Below are 26992 nucleotides of genomic sequence, written 5' to 3'. Positions count from 1 at the left end.
CCGCGGCACCGCCGCGGCGCCACCCGCACGACAGAACGGCCCCGGGTCCACGGCCCGGGGCCCTGTCGTTGCCGGAGGGGGCCGTAGCCGGGAGGCAGTACCCGGATACCTGTACCGGGAAGCCGTACCCGGGAAGCCGTACCCGGGAAGCCGCGCGCCCGGAAGGCCGCGCGCCCCGAAGGCCCGTACCCGGAAGGCCGCACGCCCGGAGGCCCGTACCCGGAGGCCCAAGGGCCAGGGCCGCTCCCCGTGAGGCCGCACCCGAACGCCGCCACCCGGAGGCCGCCCCCGCGCGGCAGCCCCCAGAAAACCCGTATCCACCGCCCCCGCACCCGCCCACCGAGGCCCCCGGGAGCCCGCGGCCATATGTGACCTTCGCCGCTCCGGCTGCCGGGACTGGGCAGTCTGGTTACCCGCAAGTAGCATGGCGGTGAGAGCCGTCGCCGCGGCGCATTCTGCTGCGTGGTGTGCCCGGCAGCAGTGCCCGTTCCGCATCTGGAGGAGAGCCAACGTGCCTCGTACCGCTAGGGACGTCGTCTTCGTCGACGGCGTCCGCACCCCGTTCGGCAAGGCGGGCCCGAAGGGCATCTACCACGAGACCCGCGCCGACGACCTTGTCGTGAAGTGCATCCGGGAGTTGCTGCGACGCAACCCGGACCTCGACCCGGCTCGTATCGACGAGGTCGCCCTCGCAGCCACCACCCAGATCGGCGACCAGGGCCTGACGCTCGGCCGCACGGCCGCCATCCTGGCCGGGCTGCCGACCACCGTCCCCGGTTTCTCGATCGACCGGATGTGCGCCGGTGCGATGACCGCCGTGACCTCGATGGCGGGCGGCGTGGCCTTCGGCGCGTACGACATCGCCGTCGCGGGCGGCGTCGAGCACATGGGCCGGCACCCGATGGGCGAAGGCGTGGACCCGAACCCGCGCTTCGTCTCCGAGAAGCTGGTCGACGAGTCCGCCCTGTTCATGGGCATGACCGCGGAGAACCTGCACGACCGCTTCCCGCACCTGACCAAGCGGCGCGCCGACGAGTTCGCCGTGCGCAGCCAGGAGAAGGCCGCCAAGGCGTACGCCGACGGCAAGATCCAGGCCGACCTGGTGCCGATCTCGGTGCGGCGCAGCAACCCGGATGTCGGCGAGACCGGCTGGGGCCTGTCCACGGCCGACGAGCCGATGCGGCCGGGCACCACGCTGGAGAACCTGGCGTCCCTCAAGACCCCCTTCCGCGCGCACGGCCGGGTCACCGCGGGCAACGCGGCCGGCCTGAACGACGGCGCGACCGCTTCGCTGATCGCCGCCGAGGACGTGGCCCGCGAGCTGGGCCTGCCGGTCAAGATGCGGATGGTCTCGTTCGCCTTCGCCGGCGTCGAGCCCGAGGTCATGGGCATCGGCCCGGTCCCGGCCACCGAGAAGGCGCTCGCCAAGGCGGGCCTGTCCATCGGTGACATCGGCCTGTTCGAGATCAACGAGGCCTTCGCGGTCCAGGTGCTCGCGCTCCTGGACCACTACGGCATCGCGGACGATGACCCGCGCGTCAACCAGTACGGCGGCGCGATCGCGTTCGGCCACCCGCTGGCCTCCTCCGGCGTCCGTCTGATGACTCAGCTGGCCCGCCAGTTCGAGGAGCAGCCGCACGTCCGCTACGGCCTGACGTCCATGTGCGTCGGCTTCGGCATGGGCGGAACGGTCATCTGGGAGAACCCGAACTTCGACGGAGGCAGCAAGTGACAACCACCGCCGAGCTTCTCAAGGGCGCAGCAGAGCTGTTCCCCGACGAGGTCGTGACCAGCGCACACGTGCGCCACCTCGACCTCCCCCAGGGTGCGGGCAAGTTCGCCCTCATCACCCTGGACAACGGCCTGGACCACACCAAGCCGACCACCTTCGGCCCGCAGTCGCTCGCCAATCTGGACCGTGCGATCGACCAGGTCGAGACCGAGGCCGCGAACGGCGACATCGTCGGCATCGGCATCACCGGCAAGCCGTTCATCTTCGCGGTCGGCGCCGACCTCAAGGGCGTCGAGCTGCTCAAGCGGCACGAGGACGCGCTCGCCATCGGCAAGGGCGGCCACGACGTCTTCCGCCGGCTGTCCGGGCTCGCGGTCCCCACCTTCGCGTACTACAACGGCGCGGCGATGGGCGGCGGCGTCGAGGTCGGGCTGCACTGCGCGTACCGCACCGTCTCGGCCGCGCTCCCCGCCTTCTCGCTGCCCGAGGTCTTCCTCGGCCTCGTTCCGGGCTGGGGCGGCTGTGCGCTGCTGCCGAACCTGATCGGCGCGGACCGCGCGGTCACGGTGATCATCGAGAACTCGCTGAACCAGAACAGGCAGCTCAAGGGCAAGCAGGTCTTCGAGCTCGGGATCGCCGACGCGCTCTTCGAGGGCGCGGACTTCCTGGAGCAGTCGCTGATCTGGACGGCCTCGGTGCTCCGCGGCGAGCTCGCGGTCTCCCGCCCCGAGATCGACCGGGGCGAGGCATGGGACGCGGCCGTCGCGCGCGGCACGTCCATCGCCGACAGCAAGGTGCACGGGGCGGCTCCGGCCGCGTACCGCGCGCTGGAGATCATCGCCGCGGCGAAGAGCGGCGACCTGAGCGCCGGCTTCGACGCTGAGGACGTGGCCCTGGCCGACCTGATCATGGGCGGCGAGCTGCGCAGCGGCATCTACTCGTTCAACTTGGTGCAGAAGCGCGCCAAGCGCCCGGCCGGCGCTCCGGACAAGGCGCTGGCGCGCCCGGTCACCAAGGTCGGCGTGGTCGGCGCGGGTCTGATGGCCTCGCAGCTCGCGCTGCTGTTCGCCCGGCGTCTGGAGGTGCCGGTCGTGCTGACCGACATCGACCAGGCGCGGATCGACAAGGGCGTGGGCTACGTCCACGGCGAGATCGACAAGCTGCTCGGCAAGGGCCGCGTCAACCAGGACAAGGCCAACCGGCTCAAGGCCCTGGTCTCCGGCTCGCTCGACAAGGCCGCCGCGTTCGGCGACGCCGACTTCGTGATCGAAGCGGTCTTCGAGGAGATGGGCGTCAAGCAGCAGGTGTTCGCGGAGGTCGAGGCGGTCGCTCCGGCGCACGCGATCCTCGCCACCAACACCTCCTCGCTGTCCGTGACCGAGATGGCGTCGAAGCTGCGCAACCCCGAGCGGGTCGTCGGCTTCCACTTCTTCAACCCGGTCGCGATCCTGCCGCTGCTGGAGATCGTCCGCGGCGAGCGGACCGACGACGCCTCGCTGGCCACGGCCTTCAGCGTCGCCAAGAAGCTGAAGAAGACCGCGGTGCTCTGCAAGGACGCCCCGGCGTTCGTGGTGAACCGCATCCTCACCCGCTTCATGGGCGAGATCCAGAACATCATCGACGAGGGCACCCCGGTCGAGGTCGCCGAGAAGGGCATCGAGCCGCTCGGCCTGCCGATGTCCCCGCTCGTGCTGCTGGAGCTGGTCGGCCCCGCGATCGGTCTGCACGTCTCCGAGACCCTGCACGGCAAGTTCCCGGAGCGGTTCACCGTCTCCGAGAACCTGGCCGCGGTGGTCAAGGCCGGCAAGCGCGGCTTCTACGTCTACTCCGCCGAGAATCCGGCCAAGCCGGAGCTGGACCCGGAGGTCGCCGCGCTGCTCAAGCAGGGCGACAAGGTCCTCACCGAGGAGCAGGTCCGCGACCGGGTGCTGGACGCGGTCGCGCAGGAGATCGGCCTGATGCTGGCCGAGGGCGTCGTCGCCGAGGCGCAGGACATCGACCTGTGCCTGATCACCGGCGCGGGCTGGCCCTTCCACCTGGGCGGCATCACGCCGTACCTGGACCGCGAGGGTGTCTCCGAGCGGGTGAACGGCAAGAAGTTCCTGGCGCCGGGCGTCGCGAGCGTGCCCGCGTAGCAGGGTTCTGTGTGGGCCCGTTGCGGCTCATGCGGCTTGGCTGGGACCCGACTGGGCCCGCCGGCCCTACGTGAACGGCAACAGCGCCCGTTCCGCACCATCCGGTGCGGGGCGGGCGCTGTGCTGTGCTGTGCTGTGCTGTGCTGTGCTGTGCCGGGTCGCTGCGCGGGGTTCCGTTCCGGGCTACGCGGCGCTGAGAGGCGGGCGCGCCGCCCCGTGCTGGACCGGACCCCGCTGGACCGGACCCCGCCGGACCGGACCCCGCCGGGCCGGGCCGCGCCGGTTCGCGCTGCACCGGGCCAAGCCGAACTGCGCCGCGCCGGACCGCGCCGGACCAGGCCTACGTCGTATCGCGCCGCGCCGCCCCACGCCATGCCCCGCTCGGCCTGCCAAGCGACCCGAGTCGTCACACCCCGCTGCGCCCAGCCCCCTCATACCCGCGACCATGCCGCCAGCGCCAGCCCCGGTTCCGTCGTCTTCTGCCGGGCCACCCGCAGGCCCCCGTCCAGGCCGACGGCGGCGAGCACCACCCGGCCGGCGGCGTCCAGCGCGAGCGCCGGGGGCCCTACGCACTCCTCGCCGGTCTCGGTCCACCACACGCCCGCGGACTCGTCCTCCGTGGGCCAGGCGGCCAGCATCGGCCGGCCGTTCTTGCCGCGGTGGGCCAGCACCGTGCAGTCGTGGCCGTCGATCGGGGCGCGCAGCGCGGCGGCGGGTCCCGCGGTGGGGCTGCCGCCCAGTCGTACGGGGTCCGTGCCAGGGCGGTGGGCGACGATGCCGTCGCCGTCCCCCTCGTGCCAGAAGTACGTCAGCCGGTCCTCGCCGGTCTCCAGCGCGCCGACCGCCCCCACCGCCGGGTGCGCGGCGACGTCCTCGCAGGGGATGAAGTCGCCGGAAGGGTCCTCCTGGTGCCAGCGGGCGGCCCCGTCGTGGGTCCGTGCGAGCAGCTCGACGCGGCCCGCGGCGGTCGCGACCGCTGTCAGTTCGTCGAGCACCCGCCGGCCGCCCAGGTCGGTCCAGGGCTGCCACTTGCCGTCCGCGCCCTGTCGCCTGAGGTGCACGCCGTGGCCGGCGTTGCGCACGAAGACGTGGACGGCGCCGCCGGGACCGGCCACCGCGGCGGCGGGACGGCTGAGCGCGCGGGCCTCGTCGCCGCTCTTGGCGTGCGGGTTGCCCAGTGAGTGCCACGCGGTGAAGGGCCTGCCCGGCTGGTACTGGGTCGCGTGCACGATGTCCGCCTCGACCTCCCCGTCGGCGAGCGGATTGCGCCGCAGGCCCAGCAAGTGGACGTAGCCGTCGGGCCCCTGGGCCACCGTCACATGGCGCAGGCCGGGCGCTGGCACCGGGTCGGGGCCGGTCCAGTGCGGCCCGCCGGGCCGGGTCTCGGTCCACCGGACGACGCCCTCGGCTTCCTGGACGTAGGCGCTGAGCCTGCCGTCCTTGCCGAGCCGCAGCCACTCACCGGTCGGAGACCTCAACGTCATGGCGTGCCGCCAACCTTCTCCGGCCCAGCAATTTTGACAGACAATAACATTTCACCTGGTAGCGATCTCCATCGCGGAGCCGAAGGTCCCCGTCTCATCCGATACCCGGGGGTATCGGTGCGGGGTAGACGTTTCTGTCCCCTGGCGGGGTGTTGCGCCACCTGCCCCGCGAGGCGGGGACTTACGGTCGGCTCGGCGTCCGTTTCGTGTCTCCGGGCCACTCCCGGCGACATGCCGCTTTACCAGCGCGGCGAGGTTGAGCGCGGCGTTCTCATCGCGGTCGATGATCAGTCCGCAGTGCTCGCAGACGTACGTACGGACCCGCAGAGGCAGTTTGGCTTTCACTGCCTGGCACGAGCCGCACATCTTGGAGCTGGGGAACCACCGGTCGGCCACGTGCAGGCGGCCGCCGTTCCAGACGGTCTTGTAGGTGAGCTGTCGGCGGATCTCGCCGAACCCGGCGTCGGACACCACGCGGGCGAGCTTGCGGTTCCTGACCATCCCGGACACGTTGAGGTCTTCCACCACAATGGTTCCGTACTCGCGGGCGAGGGCGGTGGTCAGCTGGTGGATGCCCTCGCGCCGGAGGTTGGCGACGCGGTGGTGTACCCGGTTGCGCAGGTCATTGGCGGCCTGCCAACGCCTGGAGGGCTGCCGGCCGGTCCGCCGGTCAGGGCCGATCTTGCGGGACACGGCACGGGACAGGGCAGCGAGCTTGCGCCGGGCCTGGTCGTAGTGCTTCGGGTTCTCGGTTGCCGGACGGCCGTCGGAGAACACGGCGAGAGTCTTCACGCCGAGGTCAACGCCGATCACGGCATCCGGGCGCGCGGGCCGGCGTTCGGCGCGCTGGACTTCAACGGTGAACGACACGTACCAGCGTCCGGCGTCACGGCGCACGGTGGCGGACTTGACCTTGGCGGCGCCGCCCACGATCCGGCGGTGCAGCTTGCCCGTGTTCTCGTGCGTCTTGACGGTGCCGAGCACGGGGAGTGTGACGTGCTTGCGGCTCTCTTCCAGGCGGATGACACCGGTCGTGAACCGGCACGACGGGACCGCGCGGCGCTTGGACTTGAAGCGGGGGAACCCGACGCGCTTGCCCTTGCGCCTGCCCTTCTTGGAGTCCGACCAGTTGCCGAGCGCGCGGGCCAGGTCGTCCAGACCGGAGGCGTACGCCTCCTTGCTGTTCTCCCGCCACCACGGCGCAACGCCGTCCTTCGCGGTGTTCCACGCCTTGCGCATCGAGTACATCGACCAGCCGAACGACGGCGTCAGATCATCATCGGCCACACCGTAGGAACGCTCCGCCTCACGCTGTCCAAGGTTCGCCCTGACCTGCGCGAGACCCCAGCCACTGCCGCCGCTGGACATCGTGCTGGTGGTGGAGGGGGCCGCGCGCGGCACCGAGCCGGTGCCGGGCGTACGGGTCGAGTCCGCGCCCGGCAGCGGGGACGACGCCGTCGTGGCGGCGGTCACGGCCCGCGAGCCGGACCGGCCCTGTCTGGTCGTCACCGCCGACCGCGGCCTGCGCGCGCGGGTGACCGCGCTCGGGGCCGAGGTGGCCGGCCCCGGCGCGGTCCGTCCCGAGGCCGGACACCGGCCGGACCGGGGATCGGATTAGACCGGCGGCGGCACCTGCGGCCCCTGTCCCTGGACCGGACCCGGACCCGGACCCGGACCCTGCGCCTGTGCCTGTGCCTGCTCCTGCCGGTACTCCCGGCTGTTCTTGCGCCCGTACGCGAAGTAGATGACGAAGCCGATCACCATCCAGATGCCGAAGCGCACCCAGGTCTCGGCGGGCAGGTTGAGCATCAGCCACACCGACGCGGCCACGGACACCGCCGGGAGCCACGGCACCAGTGGGGTGCGGAAGGAACGCGGCAGATCGGGGCGGGTGCGGCGGAGGATGACGACGCCGATCGCGACGACCACGAAGGCGAACAGGGTGCCGATGTTCACCAGCGTCGCGAGCTCGTCGATGCTGGTGAAGCCGGCGATGACCGCGATGAGCACGCCGAGCAGGATCGTCGCCCGGTACGGCGTGCGGAACGTCGGGTGCACCCGGGAGAAGAAGCGGGGAATGAGCCCGTCGCGGCTCATCGCGAAGAACACCCGGGTCTGGCCGAGCAGCAGGATCATGCAGACCGTGGTGAGGCCGACAGCGGCGCCGAAGCTGATGAACCCCGCGTACCACGGGTGGCCGGTGGCCTTGAAGGCGTCGGCGAGCGGGGCGTCCACCGACAGCTTGCTGTAGTGCTGCATGCCGGTGACCACGATCGACACGGCCACGTACAGCACCGTGCAGATGAGGAGGGAGCCGAGGATGCCGCGCGGCATGTCCCGCTGCGGGGTTTTGGTCTCCTCGGCCGCCGTCGCCACGATGTCGAAGCCGATGAAGGCGAAGAAGACCACCGAGGCCGCCGTGAAGATGCCCAGGACGCCGAAATTCGTCGGTGCGTAGCCGAAGATCAGTTGGACGAGCGGGGCGTCGAGGCCCGACCCCCCGCTCTGTGGCTGGGCCTTCGGGATGAAGGGCGAGTAGTTCGCGCTCTTGATGAAGAAGGCACCGGCGACGATGACGACCAGGACGACCGCGAGTTTGATGGCGACGACGACCGTGGTGACCTGGGCGGAGAGCTTCATCCCCAGGACAAGGATCGTGGTCAGCACCAGAACCAGCAGGAAGGCGAGCAGGTCGAACCCGAACCCGTCGGTGGCGGCCGTCCCTGCCAGCGAGTCGGGCAGCTGCCAGCCGGCGTTGTCCATCAATGACCTGACGTACCCCGACCAGCCGACCGCGACCACCGCCGTGCCGAGGGCGAATTCCAGCACCAGGTCCCAGCCGATGGTCCAGGCCGGCAGTTCGCCGAGTGAGGCGTACGAGAAGGTGTACGCGGACCCGGCCACCGGCACCGTCGAGGCGAACTCCGCGTAGCAGAGGGCGGCCAGGCCGCAGACGATTCCGGCGGCGACGAAGGCGAGCGCGGTAGCGGGGCCCGCCGACTCCTTGGCCACCTTGCCCGTGAGGACGAAGATGCCGGTTCCGATGATGACTCCGACGCCGAAGACCGTGAGGTCGAGGGCGGAGAGGGATTTCTTGAGCGCGTGTTCGGGCTCCTCCGTGTCAAGGATCGACTGTTCGACCGTCTTCGTCCGGAACAGGCCCTCTCCGGACGGCCTCGTGTCGTGCGGCGTAGTCACCGGCGTACCTCCAAGAGCTCGATGTCCAGGCCATGATCGAGACGGTTGGGCCCGGGACAGCTCCCTACGGGTGGATTTCACGCGAATGGGCCGGTCGGACCACCCATACAGGGTGACCCGCCGGCCCATTCCGAAACACAGGTCGATCGCGAGGTCGGTCGCGGGATCCGTCGTGGGATCGGTCGCGAAGGGACCTCAGTCGCGCACGGCCTCCGCCGGCTCGTTGTCGTACCGGCCGTCGATCCTGGAGACCAGGCCGGTCACCTGGCGCGCGATGTCCGGGGCGGTCAGGCCGATCTCGGCCAGGATCTCCTTGCGGGTCGCGTGCTCCAGGAAACGCGAGGGGATGCCGAAGTCGCGCAGCGGGACGTCGACGCCCGCGTCGCGCAGCGCCTGCGCGACGGCGGAACCGACACCGCCGGCCCTGCTGTTGTCCTCGACGGTGACGACGACCCGGTGCTGCTCGGCGAGCGCGGGCAGCGCCTCGTCGACCGGCTTGACCCAGCGCGGGTCCACGACGGTCGTCGAGATGCCCTGCTTGTCGAGCAGGGCCGCGATCTCCAGGCACATCGGGGCGAGCGCGCCGACCGAGACCAGGAGCACGTCGAGGCGGTCGACGCCCTCGGCGGGCTTGTGCAGCAGGTCCATGCCGCCGATCCGGCCGATGGCCTTGACCGCGGGGCCGACCGCGCCCTTGGAGTAACGCACGACCGTGGGCGCGTCATCGACGTCGACGGCCTCGCGCAGCTGGGCGCGGAGCTGGTCGGCGTCGCGCGGGGCGGCGATCCGCAGGGTCGGGACGACCTGCAGGATCGACATGTCCCACATGCCGTTGTGCGACGCGCCGTCGGTGCCGGTGACGCCGGCCCGGTCCAGGACGAAGGTCACGCCGCACTTGTGCAGCGCGACGTCCATCAGGACCTGGTCGAAGGCGCGGTTGAGGAAGGTCGCGTAGACGGCGAAGACGGGGTGCAGGCCGCCGGTCGCCATGCCCGCGGCCGATACGGCCGCGTGCTGCTCGGCGATGCCGACGTCGTAGACGCGGTCCGGGAACGCCTTGGCGAACTTCGTCAGGCCGACGGGCTGCAGCATGGCCGCGGTGATCGCGACGATGTCCTCGCGCTCACGGCCGAGCTTGACCATCTCCTCGCCGAAGACCGAGGTCCAGTCGGCGCCCGCGGCGGACACCGGCAGGCCGGTGTCCGGGTGGATGACGCCCACCGCGTGGAAGCGGTCGGCCTCGTCCTGGACGGCGGGCTGGTAGCCGCGGCCCTTCTCGGTGAGGCAGTGCACGATGACCGGGCCGCCGAAGCGCTTGGCGCGTTGCAGCGCGGACTCCAGCGCCTCGATGTCGTGGCCGTCGATCGGGCCGACGTACTTCAGGCCCAGGTCCTCGAACATGCCCTGCGGGGCGATGAAGTCCTTGAGGCCCTTCTTGGCGCCGTGCAGCGTCTCGTACAGCGGCTTGCCGACGACCGGGGTCCGCTCCAGCAGATCCTTGCCGCGGGCCAGGAAGCGCTCGTAGCCGTCGGTGGTGCGCAGCGTCGCGAGGTGGTCGGCGAGGCCGCCGATCGTCGGCGCGTAGGAGCGCTCGTTGTCGTTGACGACGATGACGAGCGGGCGGTCCTTGGCGGCGGCGATGTTGTTGAGCGCCTCCCAGGCCATGCCGCCGGTGAGCGCGCCGTCGCCGATGACGGCTACGACGCGGTCGGCCCGGCCGCGTACCTCGTTGGCCTTGGCCAGGCCGTCGGCCCAGCCGAGCACGGTGGAGGCGTGCGAGTTCTCGATGACGTCGTGCTCGGACTCGGCGCGCGAGGGGTAGCCGGAGAGGCCGCCCTTGACGCGCAGCTGCGAGAAGTCCTGCCGGCCGGTGAGCAGTTTGTGGACATAGCTCTGGTGCCCGGTGTCGAACAGCACTCTGTCCTGCGGCGAGTGGAAGACCCGGTGCATGGCGATGGTCAGTTCGACCACGCCGAGGTTGGGCCCCAGGTGCCCGCCGGTCTTGGAGACGGCGTCGACGAGGAAGGTCCGGATCTCTCCGGCCAGCTGCGTCAGCTCCTCCGGGGCGAGTCCGTCGAGGTCGCGCGGTCCGCTGATGCGGGACAGCAGTTCCCAGTCGCCCGTTGGCTGCGCCTGGGGGGATTCCACCGCCACCGCAGCGGTTCGGCGCGCTTCGCGCGGCACCTTTGGCACTGTGCCTCCTTGGCTGTCGGGCTTTGCCGGGTCTGTCGAGTCTAATGTTCCGCCTGCTACGGCGGCGCCCGGCCCGTGCGAGATGTGTCACCCGTACGGGTCAAGACAAAAACGATCATGACGTTTGACGATCCGGCGATAATCCGCCGGGTGTCAAACGCCATGATCATTGTGACTCGAACAGCACGGTCAGGCGCGACCGGCCGTCTTCTGGGTCCTGCGGGAGACCGAGTCGATCACGACGGCGGCCAGCAGCACCGCGCCGGTGATCATGTACTGCACGGCCGAGGCGATGCCGAGCATCGCCATGCCGGAGGCGATCGACTGGATGACGAGCACGCCGAGCAGCGCCGACCAGGTCTTGCCCCGGCCGCCGAACAGGCTCGTACCGCCGATGACGGCGGCGGCGATGGCGTTCATCAGCAGGCTGCCCGCGCCGGAACCCTGGTTCGCGGCGTTGATCTGCGAGGCGAAGAACATGCCGCCGACCGCGGCCATGGTGCCCGCGATGGCGAAGACCGAGATCCGTATGAACGGCACGTTGATACCGGCCCGGCTGGCCGCTTCGGTGCTGCCGCCGAGGGCGAAGACCTTACGGCCGTACGGGGTGCGGCGGAGCACGAAGTCGAGCGCGACGACCACCCCGAGGAAGATCACCAGCGCCAGCGGCAGGCCCTTGTACTGGTTGAGCAGCGCGGCCACCACGACCGCGGGAATCGCCAGCACCACCGTGCGCAGCGCGATCTCGCTCAGCGGACGGCTGGGGATGCCCACGGCCTCGCGGCGGCGGGCGTCGTTCCAGGAGAGCGCGAAGAAGCCGAGCACGCCGATCGCGGCGAGCCCGTAGGCCGCGATGACGTCGCTGAAGTAGTAGTTGGTGAGCTTCGCGACCAGGCCGGAGTCGTCGAGGTTGATGGTGCCGTTCTCGCCGAGCACCTGGAGCATCAGGCCGTTCCAGCCGAGCAGGCCGGCCAGTGTGACGACGAATGCCGGGACGCCGATCTTGGCGAAGAAGAACCCGTGGACCGCGCCGATGACCGCGCCGGTGAGGATCGCGAGGATCAGTGCCAGCCACTCGGGCATGCCGTTGTTGATGTTGAGCACGGCGAAGACGGCGGCGGCCAGGCCGCTGACCGAGCCGACCGACAGGTCGATCTCGCCGAGGATCAGCACGAACACGATGCCGACGGCGATCAGCCCGGTGCCGGCGCTGGAGACGAAGAGGTTGGAGAGGTTCTCCGCGCCCAGGAAGGCCGAGTCGTTGAGCTGGAAGACCGCACCGATGATGATCAGGCCGATGACGACCGGGAGCGAGCCGAGTTCGCCGCTGCGCATCTTGCGCTTGAACTCGCCGATGTAGCCCCCGAAGCCCTGTTGGCGCACCAGCAGCCGCGGGTCCACGGCGGTGACCGCGCCCTCGGCCACCGGGTTGGCGTCCTGCGGCTCTTCGCCGGTCTTGGACAGCTTGGTGGTCACTTCTGGACCTCCGTGTTACGCGCCTTGCGACGGGTCACGGCATTGTCCGTGGCGCCGGTGATGGCGGAGATGATCTCTTCTTGGGACGTGCTGGCGACATCGAAGGTGCCGTTGTTGCGGCCGAGGCGGAGCACCGCGACCCGGTCCGCGACAGCCTTCACGTCGGCCATGTTGTGGCTGACCAGGATCACGCCGAGGCCGCGCTCGCGCAGCCGCTCGACCAGGTCGAGGACCTGCGCGGTCTGCTCGACGCCGAGCGCCGCGGTGGGCTCGTCGAGGATCACGACCTTGGGCTCGCCGAGCAGCGAGCGGGCGATGGCCACGGTCTGCCGCTGACCGCCGGAGAGCGAGGCGATCGGGATCCGGACACTGGGAATGCGGATGGAGAGGGTCGCGAGCAGTTCGCGGGAGCGGCGCTCCATCTCGACCTCGTCGAGGACTCCGAACCGGCGGAGTTCCCGGCCGAGGAAGAGGTTGCCGACGACGTCGAGGTTGTCGCAGAGCGCGAGGTCCTGGTAGACGGTCGCGACGCCCAGCTCCTGGGCGTCGTGCGGCCGGGCGATCTGGACGGCCCGGCCTTCCCACTCCAGCACGCCTTCGTCGGCGGGGCCGACGCCTGCGATGGTCTTGACGAGGGTGGACTTACCGGCGCCGTTGTCGCCGACCAGGGCGACCACCTGGCCCGGGTGGATCTCCAGTTCAACATCGGTGAGCGCCTGAACGGCGCCGAACCGCTTGGAGATCCCGCGCAACGCCAACACGGGCGTAGCGGACACGTGAATCATCTCCTTCGCCGCCTGACCGGCGGGGGATGCTGGCCGGCGCCCCGCCCCGCAGCGGGGTGTGGATGGGGCGGGACGCCGGACAGGTTCTGAGGTGTGACTTCCGAAAGGGGGAAGCGGGGTCTACTTGAGGCCGATCTTGGCGCAGTCCGCCTTGTACTTGGCGGTGCAGATGTCGCTGACCTTGAACAGGCCGTCCTTGATGACGGTGTCCTTGATGTTGTCCTTGGTCAGCGCGACCGGCGGCACGAAGACGGTCGGAACACCCTTGGTGGTCGCGCTGTCGACGGTGGTCTTGGCGACCGAGTCGGTCTTCTCGCCCTTGGCGAGGGCCACCGCGAACTCGGCGGCCGCGTAGGCCTCCGGCTGGTACGGCTTGTAGACGCTCATGAACTGCTCACCGGAGACGATGCGCTGCACGGCGGCGAGCTCGGCGTCCTGGCCGGTGACCGGCGGGAGCTTGTCGAAGCCCGCGCCCTTGAGCGCGGTGATGACGCCGCCGGCCATGCCGTCGTTCGCGGAGTAGACGCCGACGATCTCCTTCTTGCCGAGCGAGGAGATGGCGCCCTTCATGTTCTCGTTGGCGTTCTCCGGCTTCCACTCCTTGGTGTCGTACGACTTGCCGATCTTCACCTTGCCCTTGAGGACGGAGAGCGCGCCCTTCTTGTACATGGCGGCGTTCGGGTCGGTGATCGCACCGTTCATCATGACGATCTGGCCCTTGCCGGCGTTCCCGCCGAGCTCCTTGAGCAACGACTCGCCCTGGATCTGGCCGACCTTCTCGTTGTCGACCGAGGTGTAGGCCTTGATCGGGCCTTCGGCGAGCCGGTCGAAGGCGACGACGGGGATGCCCGCCTGGTCGGCCTTCTTGACCGAGCTGGCGATGGACTTGTAGTCCACCGCGTCGAGGATCAGCGCGTCGACCTTCTTGGTGACCATCGTGTCGACCTGCTGCTGCTGGACCGAGGGCTCCTGCTTCGCGTTGGCGTAGAGGATCTTCGTGTCGTCGCCCGCGAGCTCCTTGATCCGCTTCTCGATCAGCGGCTTGTCGAAGTTCTCGTAGCGGGCGGTCTGGTTCTCCGGCAGCAGCAGGCCGATGGTGAACGGACCGTCCTTCTTGCCCTTGGTCTTGTCGGCGGCGTCGCCCGACTCCTTCGCACTTCCACAGGCGGCGAGCCCGGCGGCCATCGAAGCTGCGGCCACTACCACGGCTGCGCGACGCAGATACGTGTTCAAGTGAAAAACCTCCCTGACGAGGCCGCGTCGTTGCGGCCGAGGTGGCTCGAAGTCAACTCGGCCGCTCACATGACGTCAAGAAGTAAATCCTTAACGAGATGACAACGGTGCCGTTCGTTATCTGTCTGAACTCAAAGTGAGTCAGGTGAGAACAGGGGCTCCGGGGGCTCCAACGGCCATGGATCCGTCCAGAACGGACGAATCCCCCATCTCGCTGAGTACCAGCGCCAGCGCGCCCAGCACCTCGGCCCGGCCGCCGAGCGCCCCCGGCACGACCGTCAGCTGCTTGGCCGCACTGGGGATCGCGTAGCGCGCGACGGACTCCCTGATCGGTGCGAGCACCAGCTCGCCCGCCTCCGCGAGGTCGCCGCCGAGCACGATCCGGCTCGGGTTCAGCAGATTGCACAGGGTGGCCACTCCGCTGCCGACATGCCGCCCGACGTCCGCGATCACCCGGCGGCAGCCCGGATCGCCCTCCCGGGCCAGCTGGACCACCCGTGGCATGGTCAGGCCCGGACCGTGGCTGGAGGCCAGCAGGCCGAGCACATAGCGGGCCGCGGTGAAGGTCTCCAGGCAGCCGCGGTTGCCGCAGCGGCAGACCGGCCCCGACTCGTCCAGCGTGATGTGGCCGATCTCGCCGGCGGTGCCGCCGGGCCCCCGGTAGATCTGCCCGCTGATCACCAGACCGGCGCCCACGCCGCTGGCCACCTTGATGTACGCGAGGTCGGCGACGCCCCGGCCGCTGCCCCAGACCAGCTCGCCGAGCGCGCCGAGGTTGGCGTCGTTGTCGACGTACACCGGCACCCCGAGCCGCTGCGCGAGCGCGTCCCGCGGGTTGGTGCCCGCCCAGCCGGGCAGGATCGCGGTCGAGCCGAGCGTCCCGGACTCGACGTCGATCGGCCCCGGTACGCCCAGGCCCACCCCGACCACCTTGTCCGGGCCTATGCCGGTGACCGCGATCAGCCGGTTGACCAGCTGTTCCGCCCGGTCCAGGCCCTGCGCCGCCGAGGCGTCCACATCGATGGGCTCGGCCTCCTCGGCGAGCACCTGGTGCGCGAGATTGCCGACCGCGACCCGCAGGTGGGAGTGGCCGAAGTCCACGCCCACCACGATTCCGGCGTCACCGCTGAGCGCGACGCTGCGCGCCCGGCGGCCGCCGGCGGAGGTCGGAGTGACCTCGACCGTCCCGCCTTCCTTCAACTCACGGACGATATTGGAGACCGTGGCGGCGGACAGCCCGGTGCTCCGGGCGATCTCCGCCTGTGTGAGCGAACCGGCCATACGCACCGCGCGTACGACCCGCTCAAGGTTGGCCCGGTGCAGCGACGACTGCGACCCCGGAGTCTCCACGACCCATCCACTCCCGCCTCCGCGGACGGCACGACCACCGATCCGCCGTCCGGGCCACACCAGCGGGGCCCGGCTCTGCTTCCAACATGTGAACTCTAAGCTGAGCTGCCGGGGTTGCCTTCCGTCAAGACCTTGAGCGGCCCTGCCCCGGAATGAGCCCACATCGCAGGAAAGGGCGGGGTTGGGCCCTTTCCTGCCGAAAGCGACCCCCGGGCGGGGGCCGCTTTCGGACACGCGGTGATGCGAGAGGCGCCGCGAGAGGTGCCGGGACTACTTGAGCGCCCCCGCCGTCAGACCGGACTGCACCTGACGCTGGAAGACGATGTAGACCACCAGCACCGGCAGCATCGCGATGACCAGTCCGGCGAACAGGCCCGAATAGTCGCCCTTGTATCCCTGGCTGACCGCGAGCGTGACCAGGCCCTGGGTCAGCACCTTCTTGTCCTCGTCGGTCTGCAGAACCTGCGGCAGCATGTACTGGTTCCACTGGCCGAGGAAGTTGAAGATGCCGACGCTGATCATGCCCGGCTTCGCCATCGGCAGCATCACCTGGAAGAAGGTCCGGGTGTGCGAGGCCCCGTCGATGATCGCCGCTTCCGCCACCGAACTCGGCAGCGTCCTGAAGAAAGACGTCAGGAAGAAGATGGTGAAAGGCAGCGAATAGGCGATATAGACAAGAATCAGCCCGTGATAGGTGTTCAGCAGGCCCATGTTGTTCATGACGAAGAACAACGGCACCAGCGCCAGGATGATCGGGAAACTCATCCCGCCCACGAACAGGAAGAAGATGAAGCGGTTGCCGGGGAAGGTGAAGCGGGCCAGCACATAGGCGGCCATCGACCCCAGCAGCATCGTGCCGATCAGGCCGCCGCCCACCACGATGACCGTGTTGAGGAAGTAGTCGGCCATGTGCGCCTTTTCCCAGGCGCGCGAGATGTTGTCCCAGTGCAGGCTGCTCGGCAGCGACCAGGGGTCGCTCAGGATCGCCTTGTCGTCCTTGAAGGCGGTCATCACCGCCCACAGCAGCGGGAGGGTGACCAACAGGCCCCAGATCGCCAGGACGCCGTGCGAGAAGACGTTCAGGACCCTGCCCTCGGTGCCCACCCCGCCGTTCGAGCCGCCCGCCTTCGAGACGGGCCGCGGCGGCGCTCCGGGGGCGCCACCGCCCGGCGCTGGGTCAGCCGGCCCGGCGCCGTCCTGCTTGGTCACGCCCGGGAGGTCCGAGGGCTCTGCTCGCGCGGTCACTGTGCTACCCCCAGGTCGGCGGTCGGGCGGTGGGTCACGTGCGCTCTCCTGTTCACCGGAGTCATCGGATTCACCGGGGTCACCGGGGTCACCGGGGTCACCGGGGTCATCAGAACTCCAGCCGATCGCGCCGGCCGAGCTTCATGACGATCCCCGCGAAGAGCATCGTGACGATCAGCAGCGCGACACCGACCGCGGTGGCCTGTCCGGCCTGGGCGTCACGGAACGCCTTGTGGTAGACGAGGAGCGTGAGGACCTCGGTGGAATAGGCGGGTCCGCCCGGCCCCACCGTCATGATCTGCACCGCCGCGAACGCGTCCAGCGCCATGATCCCCATGTAGACCCAGCCGGTCTGCACGGTGTCCCACAGCAGCGGAAGCGTGATCCGGAAGAAGGTGTTGAAGCGATTGGCGCCGTCCAGCAGCGCGGCTTCGTAGAAATCCTTGGGAATGGACGCCATGCCGGCCGAGAACAGCACGACGTAGAACCCGACGTTGCTCCAGACCATCAGCGCCATGACGCACCACAGCGCGAGATCCGGATCGCCCAGCCACTCCGGCTGGACCGAGTCCAGACCGACCGCCTGCAGACCGGCGTTGAGCGCGCCGCTGTTCGGGTTGTACACGAATTGGAACAGCAGGGCGACGATCGCGATCGAGAGCACCTGCGGGAAGAAGTAGATGACCTTGTAGAAGCTCGATCCGCGTACGCCGCTGACCGCCGCGTTCTTTCTGCGGCGGCCACCGACGTTGAGCATGAAGGCGAAGAAGAGCCCCAGCCCGAGCGTCACCAACGGCAGCACCAGCAGCAGCACGAGGTTGTTTCTGAGAGTTTTCCAGAAGACATCGTCGTGCAGAAGCCGGGTGTAGTTGTCGAACCCGACCATCTTCATGTCCGGGCTCAACCCGGTCCAGTCCGTGAAGGAATAGTAGATGGCCTGGATGAATGGCGAGATCACGAAGAAGCCGTAGATCGCCAAAGGCAGGGCCAAGAACCCCACGATGAACCGGTACTTACCGTGCTGCATTAATTCCGACCCCGATCTTCCCCTGCGGGTGCCGCCGCTGGTGACGCTGCGCCGTGCATCAGGCGTGCTTGTACTTCTTGACGGAGTCGTCCTTGGCGGTGTCGTCGGCGAACTTCTGGCACGCCTTGACGGCCTCGGCCGGGGTCATCCGGCCGGCCATCATCTCGCCCAGCGCGCTGACGCCGATCTTCTCCTTCTGGAGAGCCACGTACCAGTCCTGCAGCCGGGGGTTGACGATGTTCTTGCCCGCCTTGGCCAGCACCTTCTGAGCGGAGGCCAGGCCGGACGGCAGGGTGAGCCCCTCGGTGCCGCCGTCGAGCGAGGTCAGCGAGGAGACCTGCTTGGTGAAGTTCTTGGAGGACTTGTCACCGAGCATGATGCGCAGCAGCTCCATGCCGCCCTCGGGGTTCTTCGCCTTCTTCGGCACGATGAACGGCTCGCCGCCGGAGGCCCAGAGGGTGCCGTACGGCATCTTGTCGGAGCTGTCCAGGCTGGAGGGCGCGCCCACCGCCATCTTGAAGTCCTTCGGCGTCGTCTTGGCCGCCTCGTTCTCCACCCAGGAGCCGTTCGGGATGAACAGCGCCTTGCCCTCGGTCCACGCGGTCTGCGACTGGATGTGGTCCAGACCCGGGGTGCCCTTGAGGATGTAGCCCTTCTTGTAGAGCTCGTAGTACGACTCGAAGGCGGCCTTGACGGCCGGGTGCTTCCAGGCGTTCGGCTCCAGGTTGTCGATCGCGTTCAGCACCTCGACGCCGCCGATCTTGGCGATGAAGGGGTAGAGCGAGAAGGGCACGTAGTACGGGTACTTGCCCGCGTACGTCCAGCCCGCGATTCCCTTCTTCTTCGCCGCCGCGCAGACCTTGAGCATGTCGTCCCAGGTCTCGGGGTACTGCCAGTCGTTCTTCTCCAGCGTGTTCTGCGAATACCACACGCCGTAGACGGTGTACGCGTAGTACATGACCCAGACCGGGTCGCCGTCGAACTGGCCCATCTCGACGACGCCGGGGCGCAGCGTGTCCCGGACGGTCTTGCTCGGGTCGTCGAGCGAGGGGGCGTCGAGCATGGGGGTGAGGTCGGTGAGCTGGTCCTTACCGACCAGGGTGCCGAAGTCCATCTGCTCGGCGCCGGAGTTGTCGATCAGGTCCGGCGGCGTGCCTCCGTTGAAGCGGGGCTGCAGCGTGGACTGGATCTTCTCGGTGGCACCGTGCTTGATCTTGCCCTTGGTCTTCGGGTACGCCTTCGCGTACTCCTTCTCCGCGTCCTGGGCGTACTTCTGGCCGAATCCGCCGTCGAAGATGACGACGTCCAGCGCCGCGCTCTCATTGACGCCGAGCGGGTTCTTGGTCGACTTCTTGCCCTTGTCGACCTTCTCGTCCTTGTTGTCACCGCCGCTCGCGCAGGCGGACAACACGCTCATGGCGGGTACCGCGATCAGGCCGAGCGCGGCAGACCGCTTGATCAGGTCACGACGGCCGAAATCTGAGGTGGATCCCATGCTCAAGTCCTCGCCTTCATTCAGGACTCAGGCGGTGTACCGGAACCACCCGGCACCGCGGGTCAGTTGGAGCTGAGTTGTGCGGGGTGTACGCCGGGATCGGTCAAGCCCGCGACACGCCCTCGGCGCACCGCCCCTGCCCCCGGATCCGGAGCCGCGGCAAACGGCGGGCCGGACGCCGACAGGTATAGTCCACTTACCGCCAACTGGGCAAGATCGAATGCAGGTTTGGGCGGCAGTCTTTCCCGAGTTGAGACCTCTTGGAAATGTGGTCGGAGTCCGTCCGGATATACCCGGCCGAGCTGCGGCTTCCACATGCCCTACGGCAGGTTCCCATACGGGCCGCCCCGGGGGCCGCCGGACGGCCGGCCGCGCACCCGCCCGTGTACCGCCCGCGAGCCTTCCGCATGCCGCCCCGGACGTCCTCCCGCGCACCTGATACCACGCCGGCACCAGACGCGGCGCGCCGGAATCGCCAACTCCCTTGACACCGTTGGTCTCATGAACCCCTACTTATCCCTGCGAAACACGAACGACAACGTTGTCAGAATCGTTGGAGGCCCGGATATGAAGCGCGGACATACGAAGCGCAGACGTTGGTGCGATCCAGCAAGACCGGCCGCCCTGCTGGCGGCCGTCGTGCTGCTCGCCACGGTCCAGGGGACGGCCGACGCGGCCCCCCGGCAGCCGGCCAAGGCCACCGAGAAGTTCGCCTCTTCGTTCGAGTCGGGCCAGCCGCAGCCGAGCTGGTCCAACACCGTGGAAACCGGCCGGGACGGAGAGAAGAAGGCATCCGGCGTCAACGGGGGCTACTCCTCCGGCATCCCCGGCAATGTCACCGACCAGGTCACCGAGGTCCGCGCGAGCGGCGAGAACACGGCCGGCGGCGAGGTCAAGGAGAACCTCGTCGACGGCGAGGCCGCCAGCAAGTGGCTGGTCTTCGAGAAGACCGCCTGGCTGGAGTTCGACCTGGCGGATCCGGTCAAAGTGGTCCGCTACGCCCTGACTTCGGCCAACGACGCCGCCGAGCGCGACCCCAGGGACTGGACGCTGCGGGGCTCGGAGAACGGAAAGGACTGGACCGCGCTCGATACCCGAGCGGACCAGACCTTCGACAAGCGGCAGCAGACCAAGGAGTTCGCCTTCGAGAACTCCAAGGCCTACCAGCACTACCGGCTGGAGATCGACCGCACCGCCGGCGCCGACCTCATCCAGCTCGCCGACGTTCAATTCTCGAACGGTGACACCAGCACCCCGACGCCCGCCGACATGCGCAGCACGGTCGACAGCGGCCCGACGGGATCGCCCACCGCCAAGGCCCACGCGGGCTTCACCGGCGCCCACGCGCTGCGCTACGCGGGCACCCACGAGCCCGACGGGCGGGCCTACTCGTACAACAAGGTCTTCGACGTCGACACGTTGGTCACCCGCTCGACCTCGCTCTCGTACCGGGTCTTCCCGTCGATGCCCGAGAGCGACCCGAAGTACCCCGCGACGCACGTCTCGCTCGACCTCGCCTTCACCGACGGCACGTACCTCAGCGATCTCACCGCGGTCGACCAGCACGGCGCCCGGCTGACCCCGCGGGGCCAGGCCGCCTCGAAGACGCTGTACGTCAACCAGTGGAACCACAAGGAGTCCCGGATCGGCCAGGTCGCGGCGGGCCGCACGATCGACCGGGTGCTGGTCGCGTACGACTCCCCCAAGGGTCCGGCGAAGTTCCGCGGCTGGGTCGACGACGTCTCCATCGCGCCCAAGGCCGCGGAGAAGCCGCTCGCCCACGTGTCCGACTACGCCGAGACCACCCGGGGCACCAACTCCAGCGGCGCTTTCTCCCGCGGCAACAACTTTCCGGCCACCGCCGTCCCCAACGGCTTCAACTTCTGGACGCCGGTGACCAACGCGGCCTCCACCGACTGGCTGTACGACTACGCCCGCTCCAACAACGACGACAACCTCCCCACCCTTCAGGCGTTCAGCGCGAGCCATGAGCCGAGCCCCTGGATGGGCGACCGGCAGACCTTCCAGATCATGCCGTCGGTCGCCGCGGGCACCCCGAACGCCTCGCGCAAGGCCCGCGCGCTGCCCTTCCGGCACGACAAGGAGACGGCCAGGCCGCACTACTACGGCGTCACCTTCGAGAACGGCCTGAAGACGGAGATCACGCCCAGCGATCACGCGGCGATGATGCGCTTCACCTTCCCCGGCAAGGACGCGAGCGTCGTCCTCGACAACGTCAGCAACGAGGGCGGGCTGAGCCTGGACGCCGAGCGCGGCGTGGTCACCGGGTTCTCCGACGTCAAGAGCGGCGGCTCCACCGGCGCGACCCGGCTGTTCGTCTACGGCGTCTTCGACGCGCCCGTCACCGACAGCGGCAGGCTCGAAGGCGGCGGCGGCAAGGACGTCACCGGCTTCCTGCGCTTCAAGCCCGGCGCGGACCGCACCGTCAACCTGCGCATCGCCACCTCGCTGATCGGCGCCGAGCAGGCGAAGGCCAACCTCGAACAGGAGATCCCGGCCTCGGCCTCCTTCGGCTCGGTCAAGACCCGCGCCCAGGCCGCCTGGGACGACATCCTCGGCGTCATCGAGGTCGAGGGCGCCTCCCGCGACCAGCTCAGCACCCTCTACTCCAACCTCTACCGGCTGTACCTCTATCCGAACTCCGGCTTCGAGAACACCGGCAGCAAGGCGAAGCCGAAACGCCGGTACGCGAGCCCCTTCTCTCCCCCCTCCGGCGAGAACACCCCGACCGAGACCGGCGCGAAGATCGTCGACGGCGAGGTCTACGTCAACAACGGCTTCTGGGACACCTACCGGACGACCTGGCCCGCGTACTCGCTGCTCACCCCGGAGCGGGCCGGGAAGATGGCCGACGGCTTCGTCCAGCAGTACAAGGACGGCGGCTGGATCTCCCGCTGGTCCTCGCCGGGCTACTCCGACCTGATGACCGGCACCAGCTCGGACGTGGCCTTCGCCGACGCGTACAACAAGGGCGTGAAGTTCGACGCGAAGTCGGCCTACGAGGCGGCGCTGAAGAACGCGACCGTCGCCCCGCCCTCCCCCGGCGTCGGCCGCAAGGGCATGGACACTTCCGTCTTCCTCGGTTACACCGCGACCGACACCAAGGAGGGCATGTCCTGGGCCCTTGAGGGCTACCTCAACGACTTCGGCCTCGCCCAGATGGGTGAGGCGCTGTACAAGAAGACCAAGCAGGCCCGCTACCAGGAGGAGTCCGCGTACTTCCGCAACCGGGCGCAGAATTACGTCAAGATGTTCGACCCGAAGGTCGACTTCTTCCAGGGCAAGACCCGCAAGGGCGACTGGCGGCTCACGCCCGACACGTACGACCCCCGCGTCTGGGGCCACGACTACACCGAGACCAACGGCTGGAACTTCGCCTTCACCGCCCCGCAGGACACCCGCGGCCTGGCCAACCTCTACGGCGGCAAGGCGGCCTTCGGCAAGAAACTCGACGCCTTCTTCGACACCCCGGAGACCGGCAGCGCCGAGTTCGCCGGTTCGTACGGCGGCGTCATCCACGAGATGACCGAGGCCCGCGACGTCCGGATGGGCATGTACGGGCACAGCAACCAGGTCTCGCACCACATCGGCTACATGTACGACGCGGCCGGCCGGCCGTGGAAGACCCAGCAGAAGGTGCGTGAGGTCCTCTCCCGCCTCTACCTCGGCAGCGAGATCGGCCAGGGCTACCCGGGCGACGAGGACAACGGCGAGATGTCCGCGTGGTACGTCTTCAGCTCGCTGGGCTTCTACCCGCTGGTGATGGGCAGCCCGGAGTACGCGATCGGCTCACCGCTGTTCACCAAGGCCACCGTGCACCTGGAGAACGGCCGCGACCTGGTCGTCAAGGCCCCGAAGAACAGCGCACAGAACGTCTACGTGCAGGGCCTCAAGGTCAACGGCAAGACCTGGAAGTCCACCGCGCTGCCGCACAAGCTGCTCGCCAAGGGCGGCAGGCTGGAGTTCGCGATGGGCCCGAAGCCGTCCTCGTGGGGCACCGGCGAGAACGCCGGCCCCAGCTCCATCACCCAGGGCGACCAGGCCCCGACCCCGATGGACGACGCGATCGGCGAGGACACCGACATCACCCTGACCGGCGGCGACGACGGCGCGAAGCTGATCGACGACTCCTCCGGCACGGACACCTCGTTCGACTCGGCCCAACTGAAGCTCGCCGCCCCGGCGAAGGCGCTCCACTACACCCTCACCTCCGCCACGAAGGCCAAGGCGCCCGCCGGCTGGGTGCTCAAGGGCTCCAAGGACGGCGAGGAGTGGAAGGTGCTCGACCGCCGCGCCGACCAGTCCTTCGCCTGGGACAAGCAGACCCGCAGCTTCGCGGTCCGCTCCCCCGGCTCGTACGCGCACTACCGGCTGGAGCCGGTGGGCGGCGGGGCGGGGCTGGCGGAGATCGAGTTGCTCTCGTAGCGGTATCAGTCCGGCGCAGCGGACGGTACGGGCCGCATCACCCTCGCCGGGGTGGTGCGGCCCCCGTAGGTTCACGCCGTTTCGGCCCGGTCGAAAGTGGCGTCGGCGGGCGTCGCGAACCACGCCAGGCGTGCGGAGACGCCCGACTGCCGACCGAACCACCACACTGCGCGCTCGGGCGAGTTGAGGCTGAACCTCCGGCGGCCATCGACGCCGACGAGGTGCGCGCTCCCGTCGTCGTAGGCCAGCCCCCAGGCCGCGATCTCCCCGTCCGGGTCGCCGGTGTCCAGGTCGTATTCCTGCACGACGGCGAAATCGAGGCGGGGCGCTACGCGGTCAGCGCGGACCGGGTACGAGCCTTGGCCCGCCTGTACACCTTCGCGGATCAGGAGCTCATCGACGCCTTGACCAAGATGACCGGGCGGCAGACCCGGGGATGGTGGGAGCAGTACCGGGAGGTCCTCCCGGCCGGGCTGCTCGACATCGCCGAGCTCGAACACCACGCCGCCTTCGCGCGCGTGGCCACGATGGTCCACATTCCTGGACTACTCCAGACCACCGACTACGCCCGCGCACTCTTCAACTGCGTCGTCCCGTCATTCGCGCCGTACGAGGTGGAGCATCGCGTCTCGTACCGGATCAAGCGCACAGCCATCGTCTACGGGGACGAGCCGACCCCGCTCACAGCGATCGTCCATGAGGCCGCACTGCGCATGGGTTTCGGCGGGCCGGCCGTGGCTCGCGCGCAGCTTCAACACCTCATCGACATGGGCGAACGCGCGAACATCACCGTGCTGGTGATCCCTTTCGGCTCGGACCCGTTTCCCGGCTCCGGACAGCCCATCGGCTACCTCGGCGGCCCGGTGCCACAGCTTGATACCGTCCAGCTCGACACGGACCACGGTGCCGAACTCCTCGACGCGGAGGCCCACCTCGTCAACTACCGGATCGTGCTGGACCGCATGCAGGGCTGCGCCCTCAAACCCGCAGCGTCCCGCGAATTGATCCACCGCATCGCGCAGAGCCTTTGAAAGGAAGCCGTCATGCCCGTACCGAGCTGGCAGAAGTCCTCGTACAGCGGTCAGGGGGCCAACTGCGTCTACGTCGCCGCCGCAGCCGCGCCCGACGCGGTCATGTTGCGCGAGAGCGACGACGCGGACGTCATCCTCACCATCACCCCCGCCAAGCTGCGGGCCTTCCTGCGCGCTGCCAAAGCGGGCGCGTTCGACCACCTCGCGCCATAACTCGCGCCATAAGAGACGCTGTACTGCGGCGTGTGACCTAGGGCTGACAGCGGCGCTGGAAGGGGGCTCTTCCGGGCGCCGCTCCATCCAGGACCTCATCGCGATCGTCTCCGGCCTGCGCAAGCGCGGCATCGGCTTCACCTCGCTCCACGAGGCACTCGACACCACCACGCCAGGCGGCCGGCTCGTCTTCCACGTCTTCGCCGCGCTCGCCGAGTTCATCCGCGAACTCATCGTCGCCGGCACCCACGAGGGCCTGGCTGCCGCCCGAGCTCGCGGCCGTACGGGCGGGCGCCCCACCGTCGTCAACGAGGACCTCATCCGCGCCGCCCGCGACATGCTGCCCAACCCGGAGAACAGCGTGACCACCATCGCCAAAATCCTTGGCGTCTCGGTGGGCACGCTCTACAACCACATCCCGGACCTCAAGGCGCTCCAACTCCCGCATTCCACGGCAGTTGGAGGAAAGCAGGTAGCTTCGCCTCTACTTTGCACCGTGGGTCACGGGTAGGACACCGGGGCCAAGACAGAGGGCCGTCTCCCGCGCGGAGTTTCAGGCAGCGCCGCTGACGCCTGGGGCGACAAAGCGTCTGTAGAGGGGGGAGAACTTCACCTGCGGGTCGCTCTTCACACCGAGCTCACCCTTGAGTACAGGTTCGATCCGGTCGGCGATGAACTGCGTGAAGTGGTTCTCCGACTCCCAGACGTCGGTTACGTGGAAGCCGTCGTCGGCGAACCAGCCCACGTGCAGCACGCACCCGTCCGGAGCGTTGTCTTCCCAGCGCACCCGGTCACGCACCGCGTCGTACAACTCGGGCGTGATCTCGGGCCACGCAAAGGTCATCACGACTGCCATGGGGTTCCTCTCAATCGCCTCGTGCGCCGCGAAGTGTTCGACACATCACGCCGACGCTACGTGGGTCAGCCCGGCCAAGCACTCCGGGGCAGCCGTTCGGGCGCGGGTGAGCGCGCTGCTGCACCAGATCGGCCGAGGCGGGCTGGGCCCGGGCTGGTCGGCCGTCCTCGGCGTACAGCGTTTATCCGTCACCCGGCCCGGCGGCCTGCCCTGGTACGACGCGCCGCTGGCTGCCACGAGGGACTGGCGCCTGGCCGCCCGCAACCCACAGGATGGGAGGGTTCACCAGCTGGCGTGGCTGCAGGCTGGGGTTCCTACTGATCCTCCGCGTCCTGGTCTCCCCGTCCGGCCGATCGTCTTGGTGTTGTCCGAGACGTTGGCTCGCGTGGGTGCGGTGACGTTTACCGGCCTGCATGCCCTGCTGCCGTTGCAGGCGGCCGAGCGCAACACGGCTTTTCACCAGATCGAGTTGGCACCGTGGTTTGGGCTGGTGGATCCGGATGCCCGGCACGAGGTGGTGGTGACTGTCTCCTGCCGTCCCGGGGCGGGCGGGGTGGGCGAGGACGACGCTGTAGCCGTGTGTGAGGCCGTGTGTGAGGCCGTGCGGGAGGCCGTGCGGGAGGCCGTGCGGGAGGCCGTGCGGGAGGCCGTGCGGGAGATGGCGCAGGGTGCGGTGGATGTCTCGGTGGCCGTGGCGGAACGCGGTCTGCCGGGATTGGATCTTGATCTCGGCCGTGTGGTGCATGCCGAGGGGATGCGTGAGGTGATGCGGTTGGGCTGCTGTACACGGGAGTGGTCGTTGCAGATGGTTTGCGTGGGGTGGGGCGGGTGGCTCCGGTGGTGGTGACCGCCTCGCTGGCATCCTCGCCGACGTAGTCTCTGCCAGCGAAAGTGGCCGACACCGGCCGCCACCCGTGAACAGGTGGCGGCCGGTGTCATCGGCAGGTCAGGGTCTGTACAGCGAACGGGTCTGACAAGATTTTCGTAGCCGGTGATCGAAGGTGTCGTGGTTCCCTCCGTTCGGGGTGCAGGCTGGAGGGTGTATGACATCGAGTTGGAGGTCCTGCTGCCGCAACTGTCCGCGGTGCGGGTC

General features: G+C 69.1%; 20 protein-coding genes and 1 pseudogene. 8 read left to right on the top strand and 13 right to left on the bottom strand.

The window, feature by feature from the left end; genetic code table 11:
- Positions 1-511: 511 nt before the first annotated feature.
- Positions 512-1732: a thiolase family protein gene (locus QMK28_RS27860; RefSeq protein ID WP_326442373.1), complete on the top strand. Its 1221-nt coding sequence runs from the start codon at positions 512-514 to the stop codon at positions 1730-1732.
- The gene (locus tag QMK28_RS27855) at positions 1729-3867 is read left to right on the top strand and encodes a 3-hydroxyacyl-CoA dehydrogenase NAD-binding domain-containing protein (protein ID WP_326442372.1); all 2139 of its coding nucleotides are present in this window, start codon (positions 1729-1731) and stop codon (positions 3865-3867) included. Before QMK28_RS27860 ends, QMK28_RS27855 begins: the two co-directional genes overlap by 4 nt.
- 431 nt (positions 3868-4298) lie before the next feature.
- Here the strand turns inward: QMK28_RS27855 and QMK28_RS27850 are convergent, their stop codons facing one another.
- A complete protein-coding gene (locus QMK28_RS27850; RefSeq protein WP_326442371.1) occupies positions 4299-5351 on the bottom strand; it encodes a hypothetical protein in 1053 nt (350 codons plus the stop codon).
- A gap of 51 nt (positions 5352-5402) precedes the next feature.
- Positions 5403-6638 (bottom strand): IS607 family element RNA-guided endonuclease TnpB, encoded by a 1236-nt coding sequence (gene tnpB / locus QMK28_RS27845; RefSeq protein WP_443050847.1) that lies wholly within the window; start codon positions 6636-6638, stop codon positions 5403-5405.
- A gap of 70 nt (positions 6639-6708) precedes the next feature.
- Here tnpB and QMK28_RS27840 point away from each other — a divergent pair.
- Positions 6709-6969: pseudogene (locus tag QMK28_RS27840) on the top strand (NTP pyrophosphohydrolase); the annotation flags it as partial.
- Here QMK28_RS27840 and QMK28_RS27835 read toward each other — a convergent pair.
- The 9 genes from QMK28_RS27835 to ngcE all read right to left on the bottom strand — a co-directional run bounded on the left by QMK28_RS27835 (position 6966) and on the right by ngcE (position 19353).
- On the bottom strand, positions 6966-8549 hold the full coding sequence (locus QMK28_RS27835) for an amino acid permease (protein ID WP_326442369.1): 1584 nt from the start codon (positions 8547-8549) through the stop codon (positions 6966-6968). The pseudogene QMK28_RS27840 and the gene QMK28_RS27835 overlap by 4 nt on opposite strands.
- Positions 8550-8744: 195 nt before the next feature.
- The gene (dxs, locus tag QMK28_RS27830; protein WP_326442377.1) at positions 8745-10658 is read right to left on the bottom strand and encodes a 1-deoxy-D-xylulose-5-phosphate synthase; all 1914 of its coding nucleotides are present in this window, start codon (positions 10656-10658) and stop codon (positions 8745-8747) included.
- Positions 10659-10931: 273 nt separating this feature from the next.
- Positions 10932-12218, bottom strand: a complete 1287-nt coding sequence (locus QMK28_RS27825; protein ID WP_326442368.1) for a sugar ABC transporter permease — start codon at positions 12216-12218, stop codon at positions 10932-10934.
- The gene (locus tag QMK28_RS27820) at positions 12215-13003 is read right to left on the bottom strand and encodes an ATP-binding cassette domain-containing protein (RefSeq protein ID WP_326442367.1); all 789 of its coding nucleotides are present in this window, start codon (positions 13001-13003) and stop codon (positions 12215-12217) included. The genes QMK28_RS27825 and QMK28_RS27820 overlap by 4 nt, the downstream gene beginning before the upstream one ends.
- Before the next feature lie 120 nt (positions 13004-13123).
- The gene (locus QMK28_RS27815; protein ID WP_443050845.1) at positions 13124-14236 is read right to left on the bottom strand and encodes a substrate-binding domain-containing protein; all 1113 of its coding nucleotides are present in this window, start codon (positions 14234-14236) and stop codon (positions 13124-13126) included.
- Between the two features lie 141 nt (positions 14237-14377).
- Positions 14378-15586: an ROK family transcriptional regulator gene (locus tag QMK28_RS27810; RefSeq protein ID WP_326442366.1), complete on the bottom strand. Its 1209-nt coding sequence runs from the start codon at positions 15584-15586 to the stop codon at positions 14378-14380.
- Positions 15587-15856: 270 nt separating this feature from the next.
- Positions 15857-16831 (bottom strand): carbohydrate ABC transporter permease, encoded by a 975-nt coding sequence (locus tag QMK28_RS27805; protein WP_443050844.1) that lies wholly within the window; start codon positions 16829-16831, stop codon positions 15857-15859.
- A 109-nt stretch (positions 16832-16940) separates the two neighbouring features.
- Complete coding sequence (locus tag QMK28_RS27800; RefSeq protein WP_326442364.1) at positions 16941-17858, bottom strand: carbohydrate ABC transporter permease; 918 nt, start codon at positions 17856-17858, stop codon at positions 16941-16943.
- 58 nt (positions 17859-17916) lie between these two features.
- Entirely contained in the window at positions 17917-19353 is a 1437-nt protein-coding gene (gene ngcE, locus QMK28_RS27795; protein ID WP_326442363.1) for an N-acetylglucosamine/diacetylchitobiose ABC transporter substrate-binding protein, read from the bottom strand.
- A gap of 567 nt (positions 19354-19920) precedes the next feature.
- Between ngcE and QMK28_RS27790 the strand changes: the two genes are divergently transcribed.
- Complete coding sequence (locus tag QMK28_RS27790) at positions 19921-23799, top strand: GH92 family glycosyl hydrolase (RefSeq protein ID WP_326442362.1); 3879 nt, start codon at positions 19921-19923, stop codon at positions 23797-23799.
- A 71-nt stretch (positions 23800-23870) separates the two neighbouring features.
- On the opposite strand, the gene QMK28_RS27785 is transcribed toward QMK28_RS27790, so the two are convergent.
- Positions 23871-24104, bottom strand: coding sequence for a hypothetical protein (locus QMK28_RS27785; protein ID WP_326442361.1), 234 nt, complete (start codon positions 24102-24104; stop codon positions 23871-23873).
- A 108-nt stretch (positions 24105-24212) separates the two neighbouring features.
- On the opposite strand from QMK28_RS27785, the gene QMK28_RS27780 reads away from it, so the two are divergent.
- Genes QMK28_RS27780 through QMK28_RS27770 form a run of 3 tightly spaced genes read left to right on the top strand, consistent with a single transcriptional unit; the run spans position 24213 to position 25554 of the window.
- On the top strand, positions 24213-24830 hold the full coding sequence (locus QMK28_RS27780; RefSeq protein ID WP_326442375.1) for a DUF5753 domain-containing protein: 618 nt from the start codon (positions 24213-24215) through the stop codon (positions 24828-24830).
- A 12-nt stretch (positions 24831-24842) separates the two neighbouring features.
- Complete coding sequence (locus QMK28_RS27775) at positions 24843-25043, top strand: DUF397 domain-containing protein (protein ID WP_326442360.1); 201 nt, start codon at positions 24843-24845, stop codon at positions 25041-25043.
- Positions 25006-25554 carry a recombinase family protein gene (locus QMK28_RS27770; protein WP_326442374.1) on the top strand — a complete coding sequence of 183 codons (549 nt, stop codon included), beginning with the start codon at positions 25006-25008 and terminating at the stop codon, positions 25552-25554. Before QMK28_RS27775 ends, QMK28_RS27770 begins: the two co-directional genes overlap by 38 nt.
- A 42-nt stretch (positions 25555-25596) precedes the next feature.
- On the opposite strand, the gene QMK28_RS27765 is transcribed toward QMK28_RS27770, so the two are convergent.
- A complete protein-coding gene (locus tag QMK28_RS27765; RefSeq protein ID WP_326442359.1) occupies positions 25597-25899 on the bottom strand; it encodes a hypothetical protein in 303 nt (100 codons plus the stop codon).
- A gap of 364 nt (positions 25900-26263) precedes the next feature.
- Here QMK28_RS27765 and QMK28_RS27760 point away from each other — a divergent pair, with 364 nt between their 5' ends.
- Positions 26264-26746 (top strand): hypothetical protein, encoded by a 483-nt coding sequence (locus QMK28_RS27760; RefSeq protein ID WP_326442357.1) that lies wholly within the window; start codon positions 26264-26266, stop codon positions 26744-26746.
- The last annotated feature ends 246 nt before the right edge of the window (positions 26747-26992 follow it).

It is taken from the genome of Streptomyces sp. H27-D2 (genome assembly GCF_035828615.1).
GTDB lineage: Bacteria > Actinomycetota > Actinomycetes > Streptomycetales > Streptomycetaceae > Streptomyces.
The sequence above is the reverse complement of the archived record's forward strand: the minus strand, read 5'-3'. Positions and strand labels throughout refer to the sequence as shown.

What these genes read in the sequence shown, in the direction of transcription:
- QMK28_RS27850 (WP_326442371.1), bottom strand. Translation starts at nt 5,351, where the DNA reads ATGACGTTGAGGTCTCCGACCGGTGAGTGGCTGCGGCTCGGCAAGGAC.
- QMK28_RS27820 (WP_326442367.1), bottom strand. Translation starts at nt 13,003, where the DNA reads ATGATTCACGTGTCCGCTACGCCCGTGTTGGCGTTGCGCGGGATCTCC.
- QMK28_RS27800 (WP_326442364.1), bottom strand. Translation starts at nt 17,858, where the DNA reads ATGCAGCACGGTAAGTACCGGTTCATCGTGGGGTTCTTGGCCCTGCCT.
- ngcE (WP_326442363.1), bottom strand. Translation starts at nt 19,353, where the DNA reads ATGGGATCCACCTCAGATTTCGGCCGTCGTGACCTGATCAAGCGGTCT.
- QMK28_RS27790 (WP_326442362.1), top strand. Translation starts at nt 19,921, where the DNA reads ATGAAGCGCGGACATACGAAGCGCAGACGTTGGTGCGATCCAGCAAGA.
- QMK28_RS27780 (WP_326442375.1), top strand. Translation starts at nt 24,213, where the DNA reads ATGACCGGGCGGCAGACCCGGGGATGGTGGGAGCAGTACCGGGAGGTC.
- QMK28_RS27775 (WP_326442360.1), top strand. Translation starts at nt 24,843, where the DNA reads ATGCCCGTACCGAGCTGGCAGAAGTCCTCGTACAGCGGTCAGGGGGCC.
- QMK28_RS27765 (WP_326442359.1), bottom strand. Translation starts at nt 25,899, where the DNA reads ATGGCAGTCGTGATGACCTTTGCGTGGCCCGAGATCACGCCCGAGTTG.